The organism is Photobacterium ganghwense, assembly GCF_003025595.1.
In the GTDB taxonomy this organism is placed as follows: domain Bacteria; phylum Pseudomonadota; class Gammaproteobacteria; order Enterobacterales; family Vibrionaceae; genus Photobacterium; species Photobacterium ganghwense.
On record NZ_PYMI01000003.1, the window covers coordinates 36,776 to 56,439 of the forward strand.

The following is a 19,664-nucleotide window of genomic DNA, read 5'->3' on the forward strand; positions in this document are numbered from 1 at the left end:
CCTTGATACCCTGCATAATTGGTACAATAAGCGTGCATAAGCTATTTTTGTTGTAGTTTAACAACAAACAGGCTGGTCTACTATGTACCGCCGAAAGCTCAAACATTCCCGCGTAAAAAATCTTTTTAAGTTCGTCAGTGCCAAAATGAATCAGGCTATGACGGTTGAATCCTACTTAGAGTTCGATACCTGCTTTCACCTAGAATATTCATCATCCATCATCTCTTTTGCGGCTCAGCCGGAAGGTTTCATCTATCGTATTGATGGCCGAGATTGCTCTTATACGCCAGATTTTCAAATACTTGAAAATGAAGAGGTAAAGTGGATTGAAGTGAAGCCTTTCGTGAAAACTCAACGTCCAGATTTTCTTCAGCGTTTTAAAGTGAAACAAGAAAAAGCCTTAGCGCTTGGTGTTCCTCTCATTTTGGTGACAGAGAAACAAATCAGGGTGAATCCCGTCTTGAATAATCTCAAGATACTGCACCGTTATTCGGGTTTTCAGTCGCTTACAGATTTACATATCCGTCTTTTGTCATTGGTTAAAACGGTCGGAAAAATAAGCGTGAGTGATGCAGCCTGTCGGTTAGGTATTGATCAGGGGATGATGGTGAAATCGGCTTTTAGCTTGGTGTCATCCGGTATGCTAACGGCTGATTTAGTACATGATGAATTGGGTTTACATTCCATTGTTTGGAGTGAACACAATGGCTAAAGATATCAGTACCGGACTTTTTCAAGATGAGATGGCAGTTGCATCCAGCAGTGAGCCAGTTGAAGCATTACCCAGTTCAACGGATGATTTTTTCGAACGTGACCTCGCTTCTTATCCTGATGAAATTCAAATAGAAGTCAGACGTAGGATTGAATACCTTCAATGGATTGAAAAGCACCTTGTCGGAGGCTGGACACAAAAAAACTTAGACCCACTGATTGAAAAAGCAGCCAGAGAAATAGACTTTCCTCCTCCAAAATGGCGAGCATTAGCGAAGTGGTGGAGTGTCTATTCATCATCTGGGAAAATGTTGGCGTCATTAGTGCCTAAGCTGCATCGTAAAGGTAATCGAAATCTAAAAATAACCAATGAATTATCATTTTTTGATCGCGCTGTTGAACGTTATTTAGTCCCCGAACGTCCTTCTATTTCCGCTGTTTATCAGTATTACACCGATCTTATTCGCATTGAGAATCAGCATCTTGTCGGCGAGAAAGTTCAAGCCCTCTCATACAAAGGCTTCTATAACCGAATAAAAAAATGCCAGCTTATGAGGTTGCAGTAGCAAGACATGGTAAATACCTCGCTGACATGGAATTCAACAAGATCGATGCGCATCAACCACCTAGCCGAGTATTGGAAAAGGTTGAAATAGACCATTCACCATTAGATCTTATCCTACTTGATGATGAGCTAAATATTCCGCTAGGACGCCCTTATCTGACACTACTGATTGATCAGTACAGTAAAAGCATTATGGGTTTTCATTTAGGGTTTAAAGAACCCAGCTACTATTCGGTAATGAAGGCCATCCTTAATGCGATAAAGCCTAAAGATGATATTGCGGAGCGATTTCCAGGTGTTGTGCATGACTGGTATTGTCAGGGCAAGATGGAGTCACTGGTTGTTGATAATGGGGCGGAATTTTGGAGTAAGAGTCTTGAGCAGTCCTGCCTTGAAGTTGGTATTCATATTCAATATAACCCCGTTCGCAAACCTTGGTTGAAGCCGTTGGTGGAGCGAATTTTTAGAACCATCGGCAGCAAGTTGCTAGTGACTATTCCCGGAAAGACCTTCTCTAATATTTTAGCGCGTGAAGAGTATGATCCGCGAAAAGATGCGGTGATGCATTTTTCAGTATTCAATGAACTGTTTCATAAATGGATTATTGATGTGTATCACTATGAATCGGATTCCCGAAAGCGTGCAATTCCTTATGTGAAATGGCAGGAAGGGGTTGTGGTGATGCCACCCATTAGTTATGAGCCGGAAGATCTGGAAAAGCTATCTGTGGTTTTAGGGATCAAAGAATTACGCAAACATCGACGGGGTGGTATTCACCTTCATGGGTTACGCTATGACAGCGAAGAGTTAGCGGATTACCGCCGAATGTACTCGCGAGATATCGACGTACTCACGAAAACTAACCCTGATGATATTTCAAGCATTTATGTCTATTTAGAGCATAAGCAGCAATACTTGAAAGTGCCATGCATCGACCCTATCGGTTACACGAAGAGCCTATCTCTCACTCAGCATCATATTAATCAACGCTTGCATCGAGATTTCATTGACAGTCAACTAGACCTAGAAGGGTTGGCTCGCGTCAGAATGTATATTCATGATCGGATTGAACAAGAAGCAGACGAGATTAAGAACCTTAACCGAGGGAGGCCTCGACGTACTACAAAAGGTATGGCGAGATTAGCTAAACATAACGGTGTTGCTAGCGATGTTCAAACCAGTTGTGTACCAGAAACACTACCGGAACTGTCGATGCCAGATAAAGGGAAAGAATCCAAACAGTTGCCGGACTCTGATGAATGGGATGATTTCATATCTGATCTGGAACCATATTGATGGATAGTTTGTCTCCTGAAGATGAAGCGAAGTATCAGGCGTTTGTTGATATTTTTGTCGAGCAGCCGATAGCCACAATGGTTATGGCTGATTTTGACCGATTGAGATACAACCGACAATTTGGTGGTGATCAGCAATGTATGTTACTCACGGGAGATACGGGTTCTGGGAAGTCTTTTTTAATCAAAGAGTATTGTCGGCGTCTTGCTCAAACCAACCCAATGAAACAAGCATTGGTACTTTCAAGTCGCATCCCCAGTAAACCGACTCTTGAATCCACGATCATTGAATTGCTCAAAGATTTTGGCCATTTTGGTGCGACGTACCGAAAAGGGAAAAGCAAAGATCAATCCTTAACCGTCTCATTGATTAAATGCTTAAAGGCATCTTGCGTAGAACTCATTATCATTAATGAGTTTCAGGAGTTGGTAGAGTTTAAAACAGGGCGAGCATTGAATGAGATAGCAACGCGCTTGAAGCACATCAGTGAAGAGGCGACAGTACCAATTGTGTTGGTTGGCATGCCCTGGGCTGCGAAGATAGCCAATGAGCCGCAATGGGCGTCAAGACTGCTTATCAGGCGAGAATTACCATACTTTAAACTCTCCGAAGAACCAGAACACTTCATCCGGTTTATCAAAGGGCTTGCCGCCAGAATGCCTTTTACCGAACTGCCAAAACTGGATAACAAGCAGACGATACTGGCTCTGTTCTCTGCCTCTAACGGCCAGACTCGGCGTTTAAAGCAATTATTAAATGAAGCCGTTAAACTGGCTTTAGTTCAGAATGCGGTGACGTTAACCAATGAACATTTAGCGGATGTCTTCCGTATGATATTCCCTGCCATCCCTAATCCATTCTTAGCGTCGATAGAGCAAATAGAAGGGCAAGAAGTGAGTTTACCCTCTCATTACGACAGTGGTGCAGACAATGAATTTGAAGCCATTATCCCGACTCAGTACACAGATCGCCTTCCTTTATCGCAACTATTGCGTAAAAGTAGAAAAACTAAGTAATCCTTAGTACATTTGAAGGTGTCATACTAAGACAATCTTAGCTAAATCATCATTTTGCTAAGAGCTTGTTATGACAAACCCAATTCCTGTTCGCCTTAAATCTGCCAGAAAAGCAGCAGGGTACACTCAACAACAGTTAGGGATGGCCTTGGGTATGGAGCCGAATACAGCAAGTGCAAGGATGAATCAGTACGAGAAGGGCAAGCATACGCCTGACTATCAAACCATGAAGCGCATAGCGGATGAGCTTGGCGTGCCTGTGGCGTACTTTTATTGTGATGATGAGTTGATGGCCGAGTTGATTAGCGAGATTGGGAAGCTCGATGTTCAGGCACGCCAAGAAATCCTAAGAAGACTGAAAGAACTGAAATAACAGCTTATCTTGATGGGTGTAGGTCTAGCTGTAACTCATTTTTGCCCCATTCCTTGTTAGTGCTAGTAGGCTTGGTTAAAGACCAATTTCTCTCTTGGATTAGGTTACGTAATGTCTAGAAGGCTTAAACTATCTACCAATTGATTAGATAACCTTTTTACAACGGGTTTTATTTTTTCGTTTTTCCAAACAAAGCAAAGAGGTAAATGTAGTTCTACCTCGCTTAATGGTATAAATCGAATAAGTGGAGAAGCCCTTGCGACATGTCTGCTATTTACAATAGCGACACCTTGCCCTGCGGCAACCAATGCGAGCATAGAGCTTTCATGATGCGCCCAGTGCAACACACTTGGAAATAGACCAATAGACTTGAACTTCTGTTCCTGCCAGTCATAAAAGGCTGGATACGAGACTCTGGGAAAACGAATGAAAGGCAATGAATTGAGTTGTTCTACTGTAATGCTCTCGCCAATACGTTCACTCCATGACACAGGGTAAGCGAGCGTCATTTTATCTTTGCGTAGTTCAATAAAGTCGTATGAGTCATCTAAATCTTGAAATAAGTACACGAACGCACAGTCCAAAGCCCCTTTCTCAATATGCTTTAATAGTTTTACCGTGTTGTCTGTCACCATTTCCATCGCAATATCTGGGTTTTCTTCTCTGAACTTGCTTAGATAGTTTGGAACCATGCCTTCCCACAACACAGATTCCACTGAGCCTAACTTTAGATTCCCTATTGAACCAGAAGCTACTCTTTTTACTGTTTGGGTTGCATTTTCGATACTGTCAACAATTTCAATCATTTGCTCTCTATAGTATTCGCCTGCCAACGTAAGTGAGAGTCTTCTTGATACCCTGTCAAACAATAGAACCCCGAGTTCCTCTTCTAGATCACTGATTTGGCGTGAGATTGCAGGCTGGGTGACATTTAACAATTGCGATGCTTTTCTCACCCCCCCAGAGTTAGCAACAGCGAGAAAATACTTAATTTGTCTAAGCTCCATCATGACCACTTTGTTAACTATTAGGCATCAATATATAAGAATATATCAATATTTTTTATCAAGTGCATGGGGTACTCTTCGTAAAAACACAATCTAGAAGAATTAATGAACACTAATAACTCGAAAAAAACTGGAAAAGGGAATTTAGCCAAAGGACTTGGATATGGCCTCGTGACGGTAAGTTGCTGGGGAGCATTGAATATTAGTACGCACAATGCACTACAAAATGGCTTTTTGCCCAATGACCTAACGATGCTTCGTTATTGTGTCGCGGGTATGATATGTCTGCCTTTTGTAATAATTAACTATCGAAAAATTGCGAAATCATCATTTTGGCTGAGATCGACAGTATTCGCACTGTTAGCCGGACCGTTATATGGCTGGTTAGTAAATAAGGGAATGCAACTCACTCCTTTGTCCTATGCAAGTGTTATGGTTCCTACATTTACGATGGTAATTACCATGTTGTTGCTATCTAGGATGGGGGAGAAAGTTAGCAAGGCTCAGGTGATTGGTACTCTAGTCATTGTATTCGGTTTGTATTCATTGATTAACAGCCCTTCGAGTAGCGAGCCTCAAAGCAATATAGGGGTAGCAGCGTTTTTACTTGCAGGGGTGGCTTGGTCTTCCTTCACAATTTTGTTGAAGAGGTGGAAGATTGAGCTTGTTTCCACAATTTTCATGATGAACATTGTGTCGGGTGTAATCTATTTTCCAGTTTACATTACCAATGTCCATTCTGGACTGTCTAGCCTGCCCATTGAGCATTGGGTTACGCAGATTGTAGTTCAGAGTGTGGTCGCTTCAATTGTCGTAGTTTTTACTTTCGCTAATGCAGTTAAGTATTTAGGGGCAACTCTCGCGTCAACTCTTCCTGCACTAATACCTCTAGTATCAATCTCGCTCGCAATTGTTTTGTTCGAACAAACAATCACAATCAGTGAACTGCTAGCTCTAGGTGTGACATCTGTAGGTTTTGTTATATGTACATTGAATAAGCATCAAAAGGCTATTCAAACTAGAAGAGATCTAGCGAATCAAGACTCTACTTGAGTTCGAAAATGACCAAAGGTGTCGCGGCTTATAGTGTTTGAGGCAGTAATACCGCCATCTACATTAAACAACGTTTTGATTAATCAGTTATCAGTGAATTATTACGACTGGAATGATGGAGTTGGTCACCTGAAAAATTACAGCTAACCTTACATGGCTTGTGACCTATTCGATTTTCAACGTGCAGCGTCAGGTATACGTATAACAAGAGACTATGGCGTCAATAGTTAATTTTTGGCGCTATTGTTATCCCACATTACCCCGTCTCTGAGCATAGAGTTTAAGATCACAACCATCTTTCTCATGCAGGCAACTATGGCTACTTTTTTGGGTTTTCCTGCCGCAAGTAATCGTTCGTATGTAGTCTTAAAAACAGGGTTACATTGGATGGCAGACATCATCGCCATTTAAGGTGCCAAGATACTTTATCTTTTCCGAACTGATGGCATTAACAGATGTGATCTAACAAGGTTTTGTCCAGATTCGAGTCAGTCAGTTCCAGGCTGACTCGTTTGTGCCCCAAGACGAGTTACAGCCGCGTACTCTGCTGATGAAACTAAGCCGACTTGCTTTAAAGTAGTTAATAACAGAACCTCCAAAGAGGAGGCCAAATTTAATGCTCTACTTCACTCACTCCTGTTATTGCTCTTGATGAACTAGCATTAATATGCAACGACAAACTACTTGTGTCACTGCCAGTTACAGGTGAAAATCTAACAGACTGAATAATGGAGAATTATATGTCTGTTGGCTACTCAATCCGAATCGACTTCGACAAAACAGAGGAAAGACCAGAGCGAGTCTTTCACGCAATGGCTGTATACATCGAGGGGTTCAACGAGCTTCAAGAAGCTTTTATTAAAGGCTACGGCAAAGACATAGAGTTTATTTCTTCATTAAACAGTACTCGCGAAGGCTCTTGTATCGCGGATATTGGAACAAAGGTTAAAGACAAAATTCGCAATGCAAAGCTGAATAACATCTTTGACGGCATCTATAATGGCGTAAGAAAAGAAATCGCCACGGCTAAAAAGATTGATTCAGAAAGTGATGTACGAACGTTCGTGGATAACGTCTATACAATAGCATCTGCAAATGAATCATCTTTTGAGCAATTCACTTGTGAGGGTGATGCTCACTTGATAGATGTGGCAAACGCATTGAACAAAATCTACAAAGCCAAGGGTATGCTTTCACCATCCGATTTGGTTCAATTCGGTCGTGAACTAGACTTTGATGACATCAATAAAGATTTCTCTTGCCCTCGAACGGGAGACCAAATTTTTGAAGACACTGTTCAGCCTTTTCCGTCTAAAGAGATGTTCATTGTTCGTCGTCCGTCTTATGTTGAGAATCTGCAATGGGACTTTGAGTGCAATACACGTAAACCTAAGAATTTCAGCGCAAAAATGTCAGACGCGAAATGGTTCAAAAAATGGTCGAATCATGAAGAACAAATATGGCCTGGTGATGCTTTGCATGTTCAAGTAAGAACGAAGAGAAGAACGAACAAGCTCAAGAAAAAAGTATCATACGAAACCGAGATTTTAAAAGTGATTCGAGTTGTCCCGCAAAGCGAGATAGAGCAATTCACACTGGACTTAGAACATGACTAGAAGTTATGACACAGCGAAGAAAGAAGCGGTATTCATAGCGTTGCCGCTTCTGGTGCTGTTCTTGATAAAGATGCTTAACAATGAGCTGATGTCATTCTTAAAGCTGTCTGACTTCTCTCTAGCGACTTCTATCATGTACGGACAGTTACTAGCTAAGACACTTGATGTACCTGATAAAAACAAGAAAAGAGATAGGTTCAGCACTTATCAGGTATACATCTTTGTTGCGTCTATTTTGTCTATGGCAATGTATATCGGATTCCAGTTGATACCTGATATTAACTTCAACTTTTACATAGCTCAGATAGTTACTTTCTTAGTTGGGATTATGTTTTATATCCCGTTATCAACACTCATGAGTGACTTGTCGAAAGAGTAACTGACATTAGTGATACCAAAAATACCGATGCAACTTCGAGCTTCCTAAATACCAAAAAACTCGGAATCAATTCCTAGTTAACCTAAACCATTGTCTTCTGTATCGTCTCATACTCACTCTAATAAAAAAGGCCATCTCCTACAGGTAGGCTTTTGATACGTATCATTTGTAATAATAGCTACTACAATCATGACTGACGTGGTTTGGCCCACACTCTAAAATCGCATTTAATTAAAGTCGCCAGCTTTGATTTAACTAAGCTCAGGTTATCCGAAGTAAGTGAAGACATTCTGACCTGCTCCCCTTAATCTATGCCTGCCTTATCTCCTTATCGTAATCTGAATCGTAGGATTGATTTTTAGGTCTAATTGTAGTGGATAACGGAATTTGGCCAGCCTCATGTAGACTGATTGTATGGTTGTACTACTAGAAGTAATCCGAAAAATCAGAATGCTCTATGGGTCGTAACTCAGAAATGTCCAGATTCGAGTCAGTCAGTTCCAGGCTGACTCGTTTGTGCCCCTTTATCACTTAGAGTAGAAGCTCATTCAAATGCTGTAAATGTGTTTTTCCCCTACCAAAACTTATCCGATAGGTTTATCGCTATCATGGCTTTTGGCTTTTGGCTTTTGGCTTTTGGCTTTTGGCTTTTGTGTTGAATATTTTTCCTTATTAGTAATATGGGGCGAAAACTTCTCCCCAAAAATTCTAAGAATTTCTTTATACATCATTAAAAATGTATGTATAGTGTTGAGAGTACTGATGTTATATTGAGGATGTTATGGCTAAATCTAAATGTAAATTGTGTCGGTTCCCTCGTGACTTAAGGAATTCACACGCAATACCAAATGCATATTTTAAGTTTATATTTCGACAAGGTGACGGCAAAGGTGTATTGGTAAATACTGAAGAGGGAATTCCTGTAATACCTTGTGCTGATAGCTGGGCTAGTTATCAACTATGTGATGATTGTGAAAGAAAACTAAACTCAAAATATGAAGATTATTTACATAAAGTCTTAACTAATAGAGGCCAATGTACTGTTAGCCAGACTGATGAAGGGGTTCTTTTTGAGAATCTTGATACAAAAAGAGTAAAAATGTGTTTGTTATCTATACTTTGGCGATGCTCTGTATCGAATGTAGAGGCATACAAAAATATAAAATTGCCTGATTCGTTATCCGAAAAACTCAGAGTATCTTTAAATTCAGGTATAGAGTTTAAAGATAAGCATTTGTATATCGATTGTAGAAGACTGACAGATTTATCAGGGTATATTGATAAAGCTAAGCTACGTAGCCTTATCATTCAGCCTCATCATATTACTTATGATGAAGGTGCCAAGGCTTGGGTGTTCGTTTTTCTGGGTTATTATTTCGAGTTTTTCTATAATATTAAAACTACTACGCCTAAGGCTAAATCATCTTTCTTGGGTTACAACAGGAACTCATTTTTATTTCATTACCTAGACATAATGAAAATTCCAGAGTTTGTTCATATGGGCGTGGCTGCAATTGATAAGTATGAGAAAGGACAAGTTAAATTATAGTTTAATTTTAAACAGATAGAGTGGGATTTTCCTTTCTAAAGGTTATTCATTATTTACTAAAATAACAAAAAAATCAGCACGGTTTTGTCCATCATCGAGTCAGCCAACTATCGGCTAGCTCATACCTGCCCCAAAATCATTTAGCCTCCGATTTTTGACCGCTTCTGCTTGCCATTTCTTGACCTACATTCCCTCATGGCAGATTATAAGCCTAGTTGAGCAATCGCGACTATACAGACAGAATCTTTAGTTTGTGAGTGCAAATAATAATATGACTGCTAGAACAGTATGTTACTGTCATAGTGTCTGTATTTTTTAAAATATTATAAAGACAATGTCTGCTGAAAAGACACTGTTATAACCCTAAAACGAGGATATCCTTTGAGTAGGTATATTTTTAACGATCAAGCCTTAGGACAGTATGATTTCGGTTTACAACAAATTCAGATCAACAGTGATTACACAGGGAAAACAGCTGCAGATATTGAGGATATCATCAAAGTAGTTAACCTTGCGGACTTAAGTGATACAGAGTTTGAAATATATAAGACTTATAAACATGAGACAACTCATTTGCTAGACAGCACCTCCACTCTTTGGGGGATGGAGTATACGTGTAGGATGTATAACTGGTTTAGTACCCAATCAGAAGAGTACTTAAAAGTTATCTCATTAAATGATGCTGAGATTCAAATGCACTCACATTTGCTGAAAGTGCCTTCTAAATTTCGTCGCTTACTAAAATTGAAGTATTCCCTCGAACATGACGAAAGTTGTGGCGTATTTGTGCATATTCATTACTTAGACGAGTATGGTGATGTCATTCAATCAACACCAATCACCATGTTATCCCTTCTGGAAGGGCATGCATATGCACAAGAACAATTACTATCGTGTGAACTATATGATAAAGAGGTCGATATAGTGTCATCAGCTTTATTATCTTCAAAAGTTAGTGAGGATATTGGTTCGCTCAACGGTAGTGAATATTCATGTTTTTTAGCCTTAATAAATCAATTATTTCCAGAATTAAAATTACGTCAGCAGCTTTTGATCATGATTCTAATTTCTAGGTTTTCTCTAAATGCTCCAACTTTTTTCATTGGTTCATTTCCCGAGTATATTTTAAGGCATATCTTTCATGGGGCACCGGAAGAGTTAATCAGTACATTGAAAATGGAAATGTCTAGAGGTATGCACCGCAGTTCGCTTTGTCTGGTTTTATTGCTGTGTTTAGCTATACACTCAGAAACTACTAGAAAAATCGATGACTCAACTAGTCTAAGAGAGATGGAAAATGTACTTTTAAAAGTATATCAAAGACAGGATCAATCTATAGATGATGTAAAAAATGAATTACAAACTCACTATAATCTTGAATTTGAACTGTTGTTGGCACTATTAGAGGAAAAAGGAGCGTATTTAGCAAATAGCCTTGCCATACAGTTTAAAGACAAAGATTGGTATTTTGATGATTTTAGTGCTCTTGAACTACCAGACTTCTTCTTATCGAATGGAGATTTAGTAAAACCATGTAGTCGTCTTGATTTTAATTCAGAGCAGCATTTAGAGGACAAACTAGACATAGTCGTGGGTTTGGAACAAGCCCTTAAAAAACTTGGTGTCGTTAGGCAGCACTTGTATCCAAGTGTCTACCATGATTGGTTGGATAAAATTAAGTCATGGGAGGTTGGGGTTACCTATTACCCTGATGCATCAAACGGGTTATAACAAACGATCAAGGCATCAACATACTTTTCCTAATCCGACAGAAACCTTTTAGATCATTAGTTCTAACACGTTTCTGTCCAAAAACTACTTACGTAGATAGTTCATTTCTCTGCTATACCTAAACTAAGAATTACTTAGTTTAGGTTGGCTATGTTTCTCATTCATCCCGAAAAACACTACCAAGATGAGTCCCTTGAAAGCTTTTTGATTCGGCTTTGTGAGTGTAATGGCTTTGAGTCGTTTCGGTTGTTGAGTGGTGCGCTATGGGAATGGCTCGTTGATAACGACCATCAAGCAGCAGGGGCGCTTTCCCGTCAGTTGTGTGAGATAAACCTTTATCATGCCAAGCATTCCAGTGGTTTTAGAGTACGAGCTTTTGAGCTACTAGATTCATTGTTTAAGGGGAACGCTAGACCATTGATGCAACATGCGCTGTTGCATTCAGCCGTAACTTTTTCCCCCAACTTAACGTCAGTCTTTCGGGCTGGTATACATATCCCTCGCTGTTTTCTTCGGCAAAGTTACACGCCTGTCTGTCCGGCATGTTTAACGGAAGCTCCATACATTCGCCAATATTGGCACTTAAAGCCTTATCAGAGCTGTCATCGTCATGGTGTTGCCATGTTGTTCCATTGCCCATCATGCAGTGCCGTTCTGAATTATCAAGATACTGAGCAAATCGAGACTTGTAGTTGTGGGTTTGATCTTCGTGATGCAGGGACAAATGTTGCTTCATCAGAGCAAATTGCAATCAGCCAGCTTGTTGTTGAAGGGGAAATGCAAAATGCTCTCTCAATTAGTCATTGGTTAGGCGCACTACTTTGGTTTTATCGGTACAAGCAGTCTCAGCTTTCTCTCAATGTGGTCAAAGAACCTGAGTTTGGCCGGGCAGTTGAATATTTTTCACAGTGGCCCAATGCGTTTGTGCGTGATTTGCATGAGTTGGCTACACAGGCTGAAATGAAACTTGTCAGAGGATTTAATCACACGCGCTTTTCGGAGGTATTTGGCGATCTCCTGAGTTCATCACGTAAATTGCCATCGAGCGATACTCAACAAAATTTCATCCTCAAGGCCGTGATCGATTTTCTTCAGCAGTTGGTGCGAGATAACCCGAAAGCCAAAGAGACGAATATTGCTGATGTGAAGTTGACGGTCGTGGAGGCCGCAGCCCTGTTAACAACTTCGACAGAACAAGTGTATCGGCTTTATGAAGAAGGGTACTTGCAATCATCTGTGCGTTTTAAACTGCATTCAAAGTTATCGCCTAATGATGCGGTGTTTTTTCTACGGCATGTTGTGGAGTTACGTATGGCTGGGATGGCATCGGATTACAGTGCTAATGATGTTTATCTTCCATCATGGTGAGATCAATGCATTTATCGGAGTTACTACTCGTTCAAGATACAGAAGAACGCAATCAGTTATTGAGAAAAGCACTTGCGCCTTATACATGTCTCGTTGACGTAACAGGCTATGAACGCCAGCTATTGATGATTGCTATTAATATAACGGTGCCGAGAAAAGATGTAGACGATGTTTTGGATAAGAAGCTAGCCAAATCATTGCTGACCAATACAAAGCACCTTCAACGTTGTATTGATGAAGTGCAATGGTTCCATACCCACAATGTGAAATACCCTGATTCTCGGGTAAAGGGGCAACGCATTATCTCCCTGAAACAAGATGAGGTTGACGGGGTTTTGTGTAGTGCCAATCTTCCTTCATCATTGGGTTGGGCGCATAACAGTTCTCAGGTTAATCCTGCTAAATTTTTCTCTATTCGCTTTATTTGGCAAGGCCGAGCAATGTCACTGCTTGAGACCGTGATTGATGCTCCTTCTGAATGGAAGGTGGCATTTCGATCTTTAGGGATAATAAAAAAACAGTTATCGGAGTTCAGGGAAATATTTTCGACCTACTATACCTCTAGTCAGATCCCATCTGAAGTCAGTGATTATTCAACGCAAATACGCGTGCCATATCAGGGCTATTATTGTGCTCTAACCCCTGTCATCAGTCACAGCGTTCAATCGAAAATCCAAAAGATGGCATTTGGCCGAAAGGTGAAATCGAGCAATGTAGAACATCATCATCCCGCGAGTGTGGGAAGTTTGGTTGCTGCGTTAGGGGGGAATATTCGGGTACTGGATTATCCTCCTAATGTTCGTCAGAAAACATCAGAAGCTTTTTCACTGTACCGAGCGGTAAGTGAAAAGGAGGTATTTGATCACTCGATTATTAAAGAGAAGCGCTTTCTGGATGCATTGAGTCGGATTGCGGGAGAGAACCCTACACCAACACTGAGGCAGCGACGACAACTGCGAGTATCTGCATTACGCTTTGTACGAAAGCAGCTTGCCTTATGGCTAGCTCCGATGATGGAGTGGCGAGATAGTATTGGTGGGGAATCTCGTCATTCTCCCATTGAAACACTAGAAGAACAGTTGCTTTACCTGCCCATTGCACACTTACCGGATGTCCTTAGCGATTTAAACACACGTTTTCATCAAGCATTGCAATACCATCGTCGAGGGGCGCGTTATGCCTACCATCCAGAGGTCTTGTTTCCGATTAAACAGCAATTGAAATGGCTGCTTCGTTATATGGCAAATCAACAAGATGCACTTATAACGCCTGAGCCAAATTGTGTGTACCTGCATCTTCAGCAACTTGTGGTTCATGACGCTTCACTTCTGTCTAACCCTTATGTTTCAGGAATACCTGCCTTAACAGCGTTGGGGGGATTGATGCATAACTATCAGAGAAGATTGAGTGCATTGATGGAGTGTGAATGCTTAATTCAACGAGGTGCTTGGTTTATTGCCCACTATCATCAGCAGAAGATCAAGAAGCTTCCCGAACCGGATAAGGTGAGATATCTGAAGAAAAGATCAGATGTTCAGCGACCAGGTATTACCGATGGAAAATATGGTGACTTAACCATGAATTTGGTGCTGGAATTACAGTTACCCGAGTCAGTATCAATACCTGAACTATCCCTTTTACAAGCCGCGTTCCCATCGCGTTTTGCAGGCGGGACGCTTCACCCTCCATCATTGTTTGAGCAAACAGATTGGTTATCGGTTTACTCCAACCAAAGTGAATTGTTTTCTGTTTTAGCTCGCTTACCTCGAAGTGGGTGTTGGGTTTATCCTGATGATAAAGGTGTGAGTTCGTTTGATGAACTGGCTTCTCGTTTGGATAATGACCCTGACTTAAAGCCTGTTGGTCTGGGTTTTATCCCACTGGAAGAGCCTCATTGCCGAGTAGGGAGTATCGCGCCTTACCATTGTTATGTCGAACCATGCATTGGTGTTGTTCGGTGTATGAACCCCATTAACGTTAGGCTCTCAGGTAGCCAGCAATTCTATCAGTCGGCTTTTTGGCACTTTGATATTGCAAATGACGCTATGCTTATGAAAAAGGCAACATGAGGTCATGTGAAATGCAAATTTGCCGCCACTTAAACTATGTTCGCTCATTATCACCGGGAAAGGCGGTGTTTTACTATCAAACACCCGAGTCTGATTTTGTACCGATTCAGGTAGAAACGAACCGAATTAGAGCAGCAAAAAGTGGTTTTACTGAAGCGTATGATAAGAACCAAAATCTCAAAAATGTTGCCCCGCAAGATCTCGCTTACAGTAATCCTCAGTGCATTGATGCTTGTTATGTCCCGCCGAATATTTCAGAGATACATTGCCGTTTTTCACTCAGAGTAGAAGCTAACTCTCTTCAGCCTGATAGCTGTGAAGATCAGAAAGTAAGGCGATATCTTATTCAATTAGCATCAATTTATGCGCAAGTGGGCGGCTACCAAGAATTGGCAAAGCGTTACTGTAAAAATATTCTGATGGGTACATGGTTATGGCGCAATAATCACACGTTAGGAACTCGGATTGATGTGATTACGTCGAGTGGCCGCTGTTACGCCATTGACGATGCCCGTTATTTGGATTGGATTGATTGGCCGGAAGAAGAACAAGTAATGCTGAATGACTTGGCTTCAGAAATGGCGGCGGCATTGTGTGAACCCAAACAATTTTGGTTTGCAGACATAAAAGCGACGTTGAAAACGGGGTTTTGTCAGGAGCTTCATCCCAGCCAGAAGTTTACTGATAGTCATGAACAAGGAGAGTCATCTAAACAGTACGCCACGGTAGAATGTCCTAATGGTATTCAAGCTGCATGTTTTCATGCCGAGAAGGTTGGGGCGGCGCTACATCTGATTGATGATTGGTGGGATGAGGTTGCAGATAAGAGGCTGCGAACTCATGAATACGGGGCAGATCGAGACTACCTGATCGCTCGCCGCCACCCAATGAAGAAGCAAGACTTTTATTCGTTACTGACACTAACTGCTGTGTTTATCAGGCAGCTTAGGAACGTCAGGGATAAAGGGGGGGAAATTCCGCCTCAAGTTCATTACCTAATGGCTGTGTTGTGCAAAGCCGGTATGTTTCAGCGAGGTAAAAGCTGATGGCTAATCGTTTTTATTTTCTGATTCGTTATATGCCAGAAGATGTGGATGAGGGGTTATTAGCTGGGCGTTGTATTAGTATCTTGCATGGTGTGTTGTCCTCGGATCAGAATGATATTGATGGCGGTATTGGCGTGGTTTTTCCGCAATGGAGCTGTACGTCTTTAGGGCGGAGTATCGCATTTGTTTCCGATAATCAGCGACATTTAGAACAGTTAAGCCAGCAACATTACTTTGCTGTGATGAAGGGGGATAACCTCTTTGATATCTCGCATATCCAAGCAGTACCATCAGGCTTATCAGAAATACGATTCAAACGTAACCAAGGAATCGCGAAGTGCTTTGCAGGTGAAAAACGTAGAAGGTTAGCTAGGGCAAAGCGTCGAGCAGAAGCAAGAGGTGAAGTCTTTAATCCAAAGCACGGTATGTCAGATCGTGAAGTGAGCCTATTTCACAAAGCGGTTATGACCAGTAAAAGCACAGGCCAAAAATACTTACTGCATATTCAAAGAGAAACAGTTACAGGATCGAGTGTGAGTCAGTATTCGCAATATGGGCTAGCAACCAACATTGAGTGCATGGGCACGGTGCCTGATTTAAGTCCGATAATACCCTTTTTTTGAGGGTGAAAAATTACCCTTTAAAATCAAGTTTATAAAGTATATTGGAAAAATAGGGTATAAAAGCACTTTTCGGTCTAAGTAGCTGTTAATTTGAGTAATATCGACAAATCTTTACGGTGACCTGCCGGATAGGCAGCTGAGAAATCCTGGTGGAAGCATACGCATGGCGATATTAAGTGACCTGCCGGATAGGCAGCTGAGAAAGTGTTGCGGTTTATGAATATGACATTGTGGCAGTGACCTGCCGGATAGGCAGTTGAGATAAGGCCAAGAAGTAAACAACCTCAACAGACAACATAAGACCTGCCGTGGAGGCAGCCAATGATATAGACACTCCAGAGATTACTGGGGTGTCTTATTTATCAATAGCTTGTTGATGGTTGAAAGCGAAAATTTAATCTCCATATCTTTCTGTAAGTATCTAAGACAGGGGGATTTATGAATAAGAAAACCACTTCCAAGGGGGTTGCTTCTAAAGCAGCGAAAGCTCTTGCTAATCCGAATACATCAAAAATTCAAAAGTCACTGGCTGCGAGTGCTATGGCTCAGGTTGATAAGTCAAAGCAAACAGGTAAGGAGATGGAGTCAAAGGCTTCTGCTGTACTAAAAAGTGACAAGTACAGTGAAGATACCCAAGAGTTTGCTGCGTCAGTGTTAGCGCAATCCAATAAGAGTCGTTAATAGCTCTAAGCAAGATAAGCCCGCTTGATGCGGGTTTTGTTTCTTTGAGGCATCTGGTTCTGTTCTTCATGTAAGAAAATAACTTACATGTAACTGAGAGGCAGAATGTTCGCATGTAGTGTTATGTCGGGTTATGCTGCCTTTTTATGCATGCTTATGGTGAAGAGCAATAACTAAGCTTCTGATTTATAAGTGGTTGGCTATGTAGCCTTATGGTGCAAGCTACAGATGGTTGAAAGCGAAAATTTAATCTCCATATCTTTCTGTAAGTATCTAAGACAGGGGGATTTATGAATAAGAAAACCACTTCCAAGGGGGTTGCTTCTAAAGCAGCGAAAGCTCTTGCTAATCCGAATACATCAAAAATTCAAAAGTCACTGGCTGCGAGTGCTATGGCTCAGGTTGATAAGTCAAAGCAAACAGGTAAGGAGATGGAGTCAAAGGCTTCTGCTGTACTAAAAAGTGACAAGTACAGTGAAGATACCCAAGAGTTTGCTGCGTCAGTGTTAGCGCAATCCAATAAGAGTCGTTAATAGCTCTAAGCAAGATAAGCCCGCTTGATGCGGGTTTTGTTTCTTTGAGGCATCTGGTTCTGTTCTTCATGTAAGAAAATAACTTACATGTAACTGAGAGGCAGAATGTTCGCATGTAGTGTTATGTCGGGTTATGCTGCCTTTTTATGCATGCTTATGGTGAAGAGCAATAACTAAGCTTCTGATTTATAAGTGGTTGGCTATGTAGCCTTATGGTGCAAGCTACAAGCTTGAAAATTTTCCACAAGTCTATACTTATCATCTGCTTTTCAGCTTTATCAGTACTGATGATAGCTGCACTGTTTTTATTTCCCCTCTTAACAGTTCAAAAAATTATTTCTATTTCTCTAAGTTGAATATCTAACATTTAGCTCTTAAATGGTCTGCTATTTTATCTGTTGCTATTATAAATATCGTTATTTAATGTTTTCAGTGAATAACTTATTGATACATTAATCTATCTCTCCACTTTTGAATAATTTATATTCAGTCACTAACTCAAGATACGGAACATCGATATTTTAATGGAAATGAGAATTATCCCATTCTAGATGGGTGACAAAATGGAATTGAAAATATACGTCTATGAAAAGAAAAATGATGCGTTGGTTTTTTTATCAAGACTTAAGATAAGCTTAATAAAATGTATAAAATAAGTGTTAATTTAAAAGCGAAAGTTTAAATATCAATTTATATTATTGAAAAGCTTGTTCCTGATGTTTTTTTTATTTTGTTAGCGATGACCATTGTTATTATAGATTGAGCTACTTCACTGAATGTGAGGTGTATTTTTACTATATTAGTAGTGACTTAATTAATGAGTAATTACACTAATACGCTCAAAGCTTATTCATTCAGGAAGGCAGGATTTATTGAGCTCTTGCTGTGTCATTGTGAAAAGGAGTAAAGGATGTACGATTTTTCGTCTTCCAAACCGACTTTATTGGTTATTGATGATATTCCTGAAAACCTCACGCTGATGTATCAGCTGTTTAAAGATGATTATAAGGTTAAAGGTGCCAACAGTGGAGCGCGTGGCATTGCCGTGGCTGAATCGGTTAATCCGGATTTGATCCTGCTTGATATTATGATGCCGGAAATGGACGGATACGAAGTCTGTCGTCGACTGAAGCACAATCCGGTAACGCGTGATGTTCCGGTCATCTTCCTGACCGCAAAAGTTGACCGAATTGATGAGCAAAAAGGGCTGGAGATGGGAGCTGTTGATTATGTGACGAAACCCATTAACCCGGAGATTGTAAAAGCGAGAGTTAAAACGCATGTCGCGCTTAAGATCGCTTCTGATTTGCTAAAGGGGAAAAATGAAGCTCTGGAGAAGGAGGTTGAGCGTCGCACCAGTGAAATTCTCCGGCAAAGAGAAGAGCTTCACGCGATCCAGGATGTGGCTTTCTATGCCATGGTTTCTCTGGCGGAAACCCGTGATAACGAAACCGGCAATCATATTCGGCGTACGCAAACGTACATTAAGCTTCTGGCTGAAAAACTGCGCGAGAACCCTAGTTATTCGGCAGTCTTAGATGACAACACCATTGGGCTGTTTTACAAATCGGCGCCGCTGCATGACATTGGAAAAATTGGGATCCCCGATAATATTTTGCTCAAGAAAGGCAAGCTGACACCTGAAGAATTCGATGTGATGAAAACCCACACGACAATTGGCTTTGAAGCGATTGAAAATGCCGAAAAGATAAGTGGTCAGCCGATGAAGTTTCTTAAATGTGCCAAAGAAATTGCGTATTCCCATCATGAATACTGGGATGGCAGTGGTTATCCGCAGGGGTTAGCAGGGAATAATATTCCGTTATCTGCCCGGTTGATGGCGGTCGCTGATGTATATGATGCATTAATCAGCAAACGGGTTTATAAACCCGCCTTTACGCACCAGGATGCCGTCCAGCTTATCTTGTCTGGGAAGGGAACACAGTTTGATCCCGATATTGTTGATGCATTCATCGAGATAGCCGATGAGCTGTATGAAGTTTCGCTGCGATATAACAATTAAGTGCGTTCATCCCTTCGGATAGCCA

18 protein-coding genes and 1 pseudogene are annotated in these 19,664 nt (G+C 41.0%); 17 read left to right on the top strand and 2 right to left on the bottom strand.

The features are described from left to right. Positions 1-82: 82 nt before the first annotated feature. From C9I92_RS10700 to C9I92_RS10720, 5 genes are all read left to right on the top strand, one after another. A complete protein-coding gene (locus C9I92_RS10700; RefSeq protein WP_047887350.1) occupies positions 83-712 on the top strand; it encodes a TnsA endonuclease N-terminal domain-containing protein in 630 nt (209 codons plus the stop codon). Continuing rightward, positions 705-1,277: a hypothetical protein gene (locus C9I92_RS10705; protein WP_053061936.1), complete on the top strand. Its 573-nt coding sequence runs from the start codon at positions 705-707 to the stop codon at positions 1,275-1,277. The genes C9I92_RS10700 and C9I92_RS10705 overlap by 8 nt, the downstream gene beginning before the upstream one ends. Then, entirely contained in the window at positions 1,253-2,572 is a 1,320-nt protein-coding gene (locus C9I92_RS10710) for a Mu transposase C-terminal domain-containing protein (RefSeq protein ID WP_053061935.1), read from the top strand. Before C9I92_RS10705 ends, C9I92_RS10710 begins: the two co-directional genes overlap by 25 nt. After that, complete coding sequence (locus tag C9I92_RS10715; RefSeq protein WP_047887349.1) at positions 2,572-3,588, top strand: TniB family NTP-binding protein; 1,017 nt, start codon at positions 2,572-2,574, stop codon at positions 3,586-3,588. Before C9I92_RS10710 ends, C9I92_RS10715 begins: the two co-directional genes overlap by 1 nt. 70 nt (positions 3,589-3,658) lie before the next feature. Next, positions 3,659-3,961: a helix-turn-helix domain-containing protein gene (locus tag C9I92_RS10720; protein WP_047887348.1), complete on the top strand. Its 303-nt coding sequence runs from the start codon at positions 3,659-3,661 to the stop codon at positions 3,959-3,961. Positions 3,962-4,065: 104 nt separating this feature from the next. Here C9I92_RS10720 and C9I92_RS10725 read toward each other — a convergent pair whose 3' ends face one another. Further along, positions 4,066-4,971 (bottom strand): LysR family transcriptional regulator, encoded by a 906-nt coding sequence (locus C9I92_RS10725; RefSeq protein ID WP_084712688.1) that lies wholly within the window; start codon positions 4,969-4,971, stop codon positions 4,066-4,068. Positions 4,972-5,073: 102 nt separating this feature from the next. On the opposite strand from C9I92_RS10725, the gene C9I92_RS10730 reads away from it, so the two are divergent. After that, the gene (locus C9I92_RS10730) at positions 5,074-6,021 is read left to right on the top strand and encodes a DMT family transporter (protein ID WP_047887346.1); all 948 of its coding nucleotides are present in this window, start codon (positions 5,074-5,076) and stop codon (positions 6,019-6,021) included. 227 nt (positions 6,022-6,248) lie between these two features. On the opposite strand, the pseudogene C9I92_RS10735 reads toward C9I92_RS10730, so the two are convergent. Beyond that, positions 6,249-6,428: pseudogene (locus C9I92_RS10735) on the bottom strand (IS110 family transposase); the annotation flags it as partial. A 333-nt stretch (positions 6,429-6,761) separates the two neighbouring features. Here C9I92_RS10735 and C9I92_RS10740 point away from each other — a divergent pair. From C9I92_RS10740 to C9I92_RS10790, 11 genes are all read left to right on the top strand, one after another. Beyond that, the gene (locus tag C9I92_RS10740) at positions 6,762-7,637 is read left to right on the top strand and encodes a hypothetical protein (protein WP_047887345.1); all 876 of its coding nucleotides are present in this window, start codon (positions 6,762-6,764) and stop codon (positions 7,635-7,637) included. Then, entirely contained in the window at positions 7,630-8,016 is a 387-nt protein-coding gene (locus tag C9I92_RS10745; RefSeq protein ID WP_047887344.1) for a hypothetical protein, read from the top strand. The genes C9I92_RS10740 and C9I92_RS10745 overlap by 8 nt, the downstream gene beginning before the upstream one ends. A gap of 781 nt (positions 8,017-8,797) precedes the next feature. Continuing rightward, positions 8,798-9,565 carry a hypothetical protein gene (locus C9I92_RS10750; protein WP_047887343.1) on the top strand — a complete coding sequence of 256 codons (768 nt, stop codon included), beginning with the start codon at positions 8,798-8,800 and terminating at the stop codon, positions 9,563-9,565. A gap of 381 nt (positions 9,566-9,946) precedes the next feature. Next, entirely contained in the window at positions 9,947-11,296 is a 1,350-nt protein-coding gene (locus C9I92_RS10755; RefSeq protein ID WP_047887342.1) for a hypothetical protein, read from the top strand. A gap of 150 nt (positions 11,297-11,446) precedes the next feature. Further along, positions 11,447-12,664 (top strand): TniQ family protein, encoded by a 1,218-nt coding sequence (locus C9I92_RS10760; protein WP_047887341.1) that lies wholly within the window; start codon positions 11,447-11,449, stop codon positions 12,662-12,664. A 5-nt stretch (positions 12,665-12,669) separates the two neighbouring features. Next, entirely contained in the window at positions 12,670-14,733 is a 2,064-nt protein-coding gene (locus C9I92_RS10765; protein ID WP_047887340.1) for a type I-F CRISPR-associated protein Csy2, read from the top strand. An 11-nt stretch (positions 14,734-14,744) separates the two neighbouring features. Further along, positions 14,745-15,779 (top strand): type I-F CRISPR-associated protein Csy3, encoded by a 1,035-nt coding sequence (csy3, locus tag C9I92_RS10770; RefSeq protein WP_047887339.1) that lies wholly within the window; start codon positions 14,745-14,747, stop codon positions 15,777-15,779. Continuing rightward, entirely contained in the window at positions 15,779-16,402 is a 624-nt protein-coding gene (cas6f, locus tag C9I92_RS10775) for a type I-F CRISPR-associated endoribonuclease Cas6/Csy4 (protein WP_047887338.1), read from the top strand. Before csy3 ends, cas6f begins: the two co-directional genes overlap by 1 nt. 438 nt (positions 16,403-16,840) lie before the next feature. After that, entirely contained in the window at positions 16,841-17,083 is a 243-nt protein-coding gene (locus C9I92_RS10780) for a hypothetical protein (protein ID WP_047887337.1), read from the top strand. 290 nt (positions 17,084-17,373) lie between these two features. Next, complete coding sequence (locus tag C9I92_RS10785; RefSeq protein ID WP_047887337.1) at positions 17,374-17,616, top strand: hypothetical protein; 243 nt, start codon at positions 17,374-17,376, stop codon at positions 17,614-17,616. Between the two features lie 910 nt (positions 17,617-18,526). Next, entirely contained in the window at positions 18,527-19,639 is a 1,113-nt protein-coding gene (locus tag C9I92_RS10790) for a response regulator (protein ID WP_047887840.1), read from the top strand. Positions 19,640-19,664: the final 25 nt, after the last annotated feature.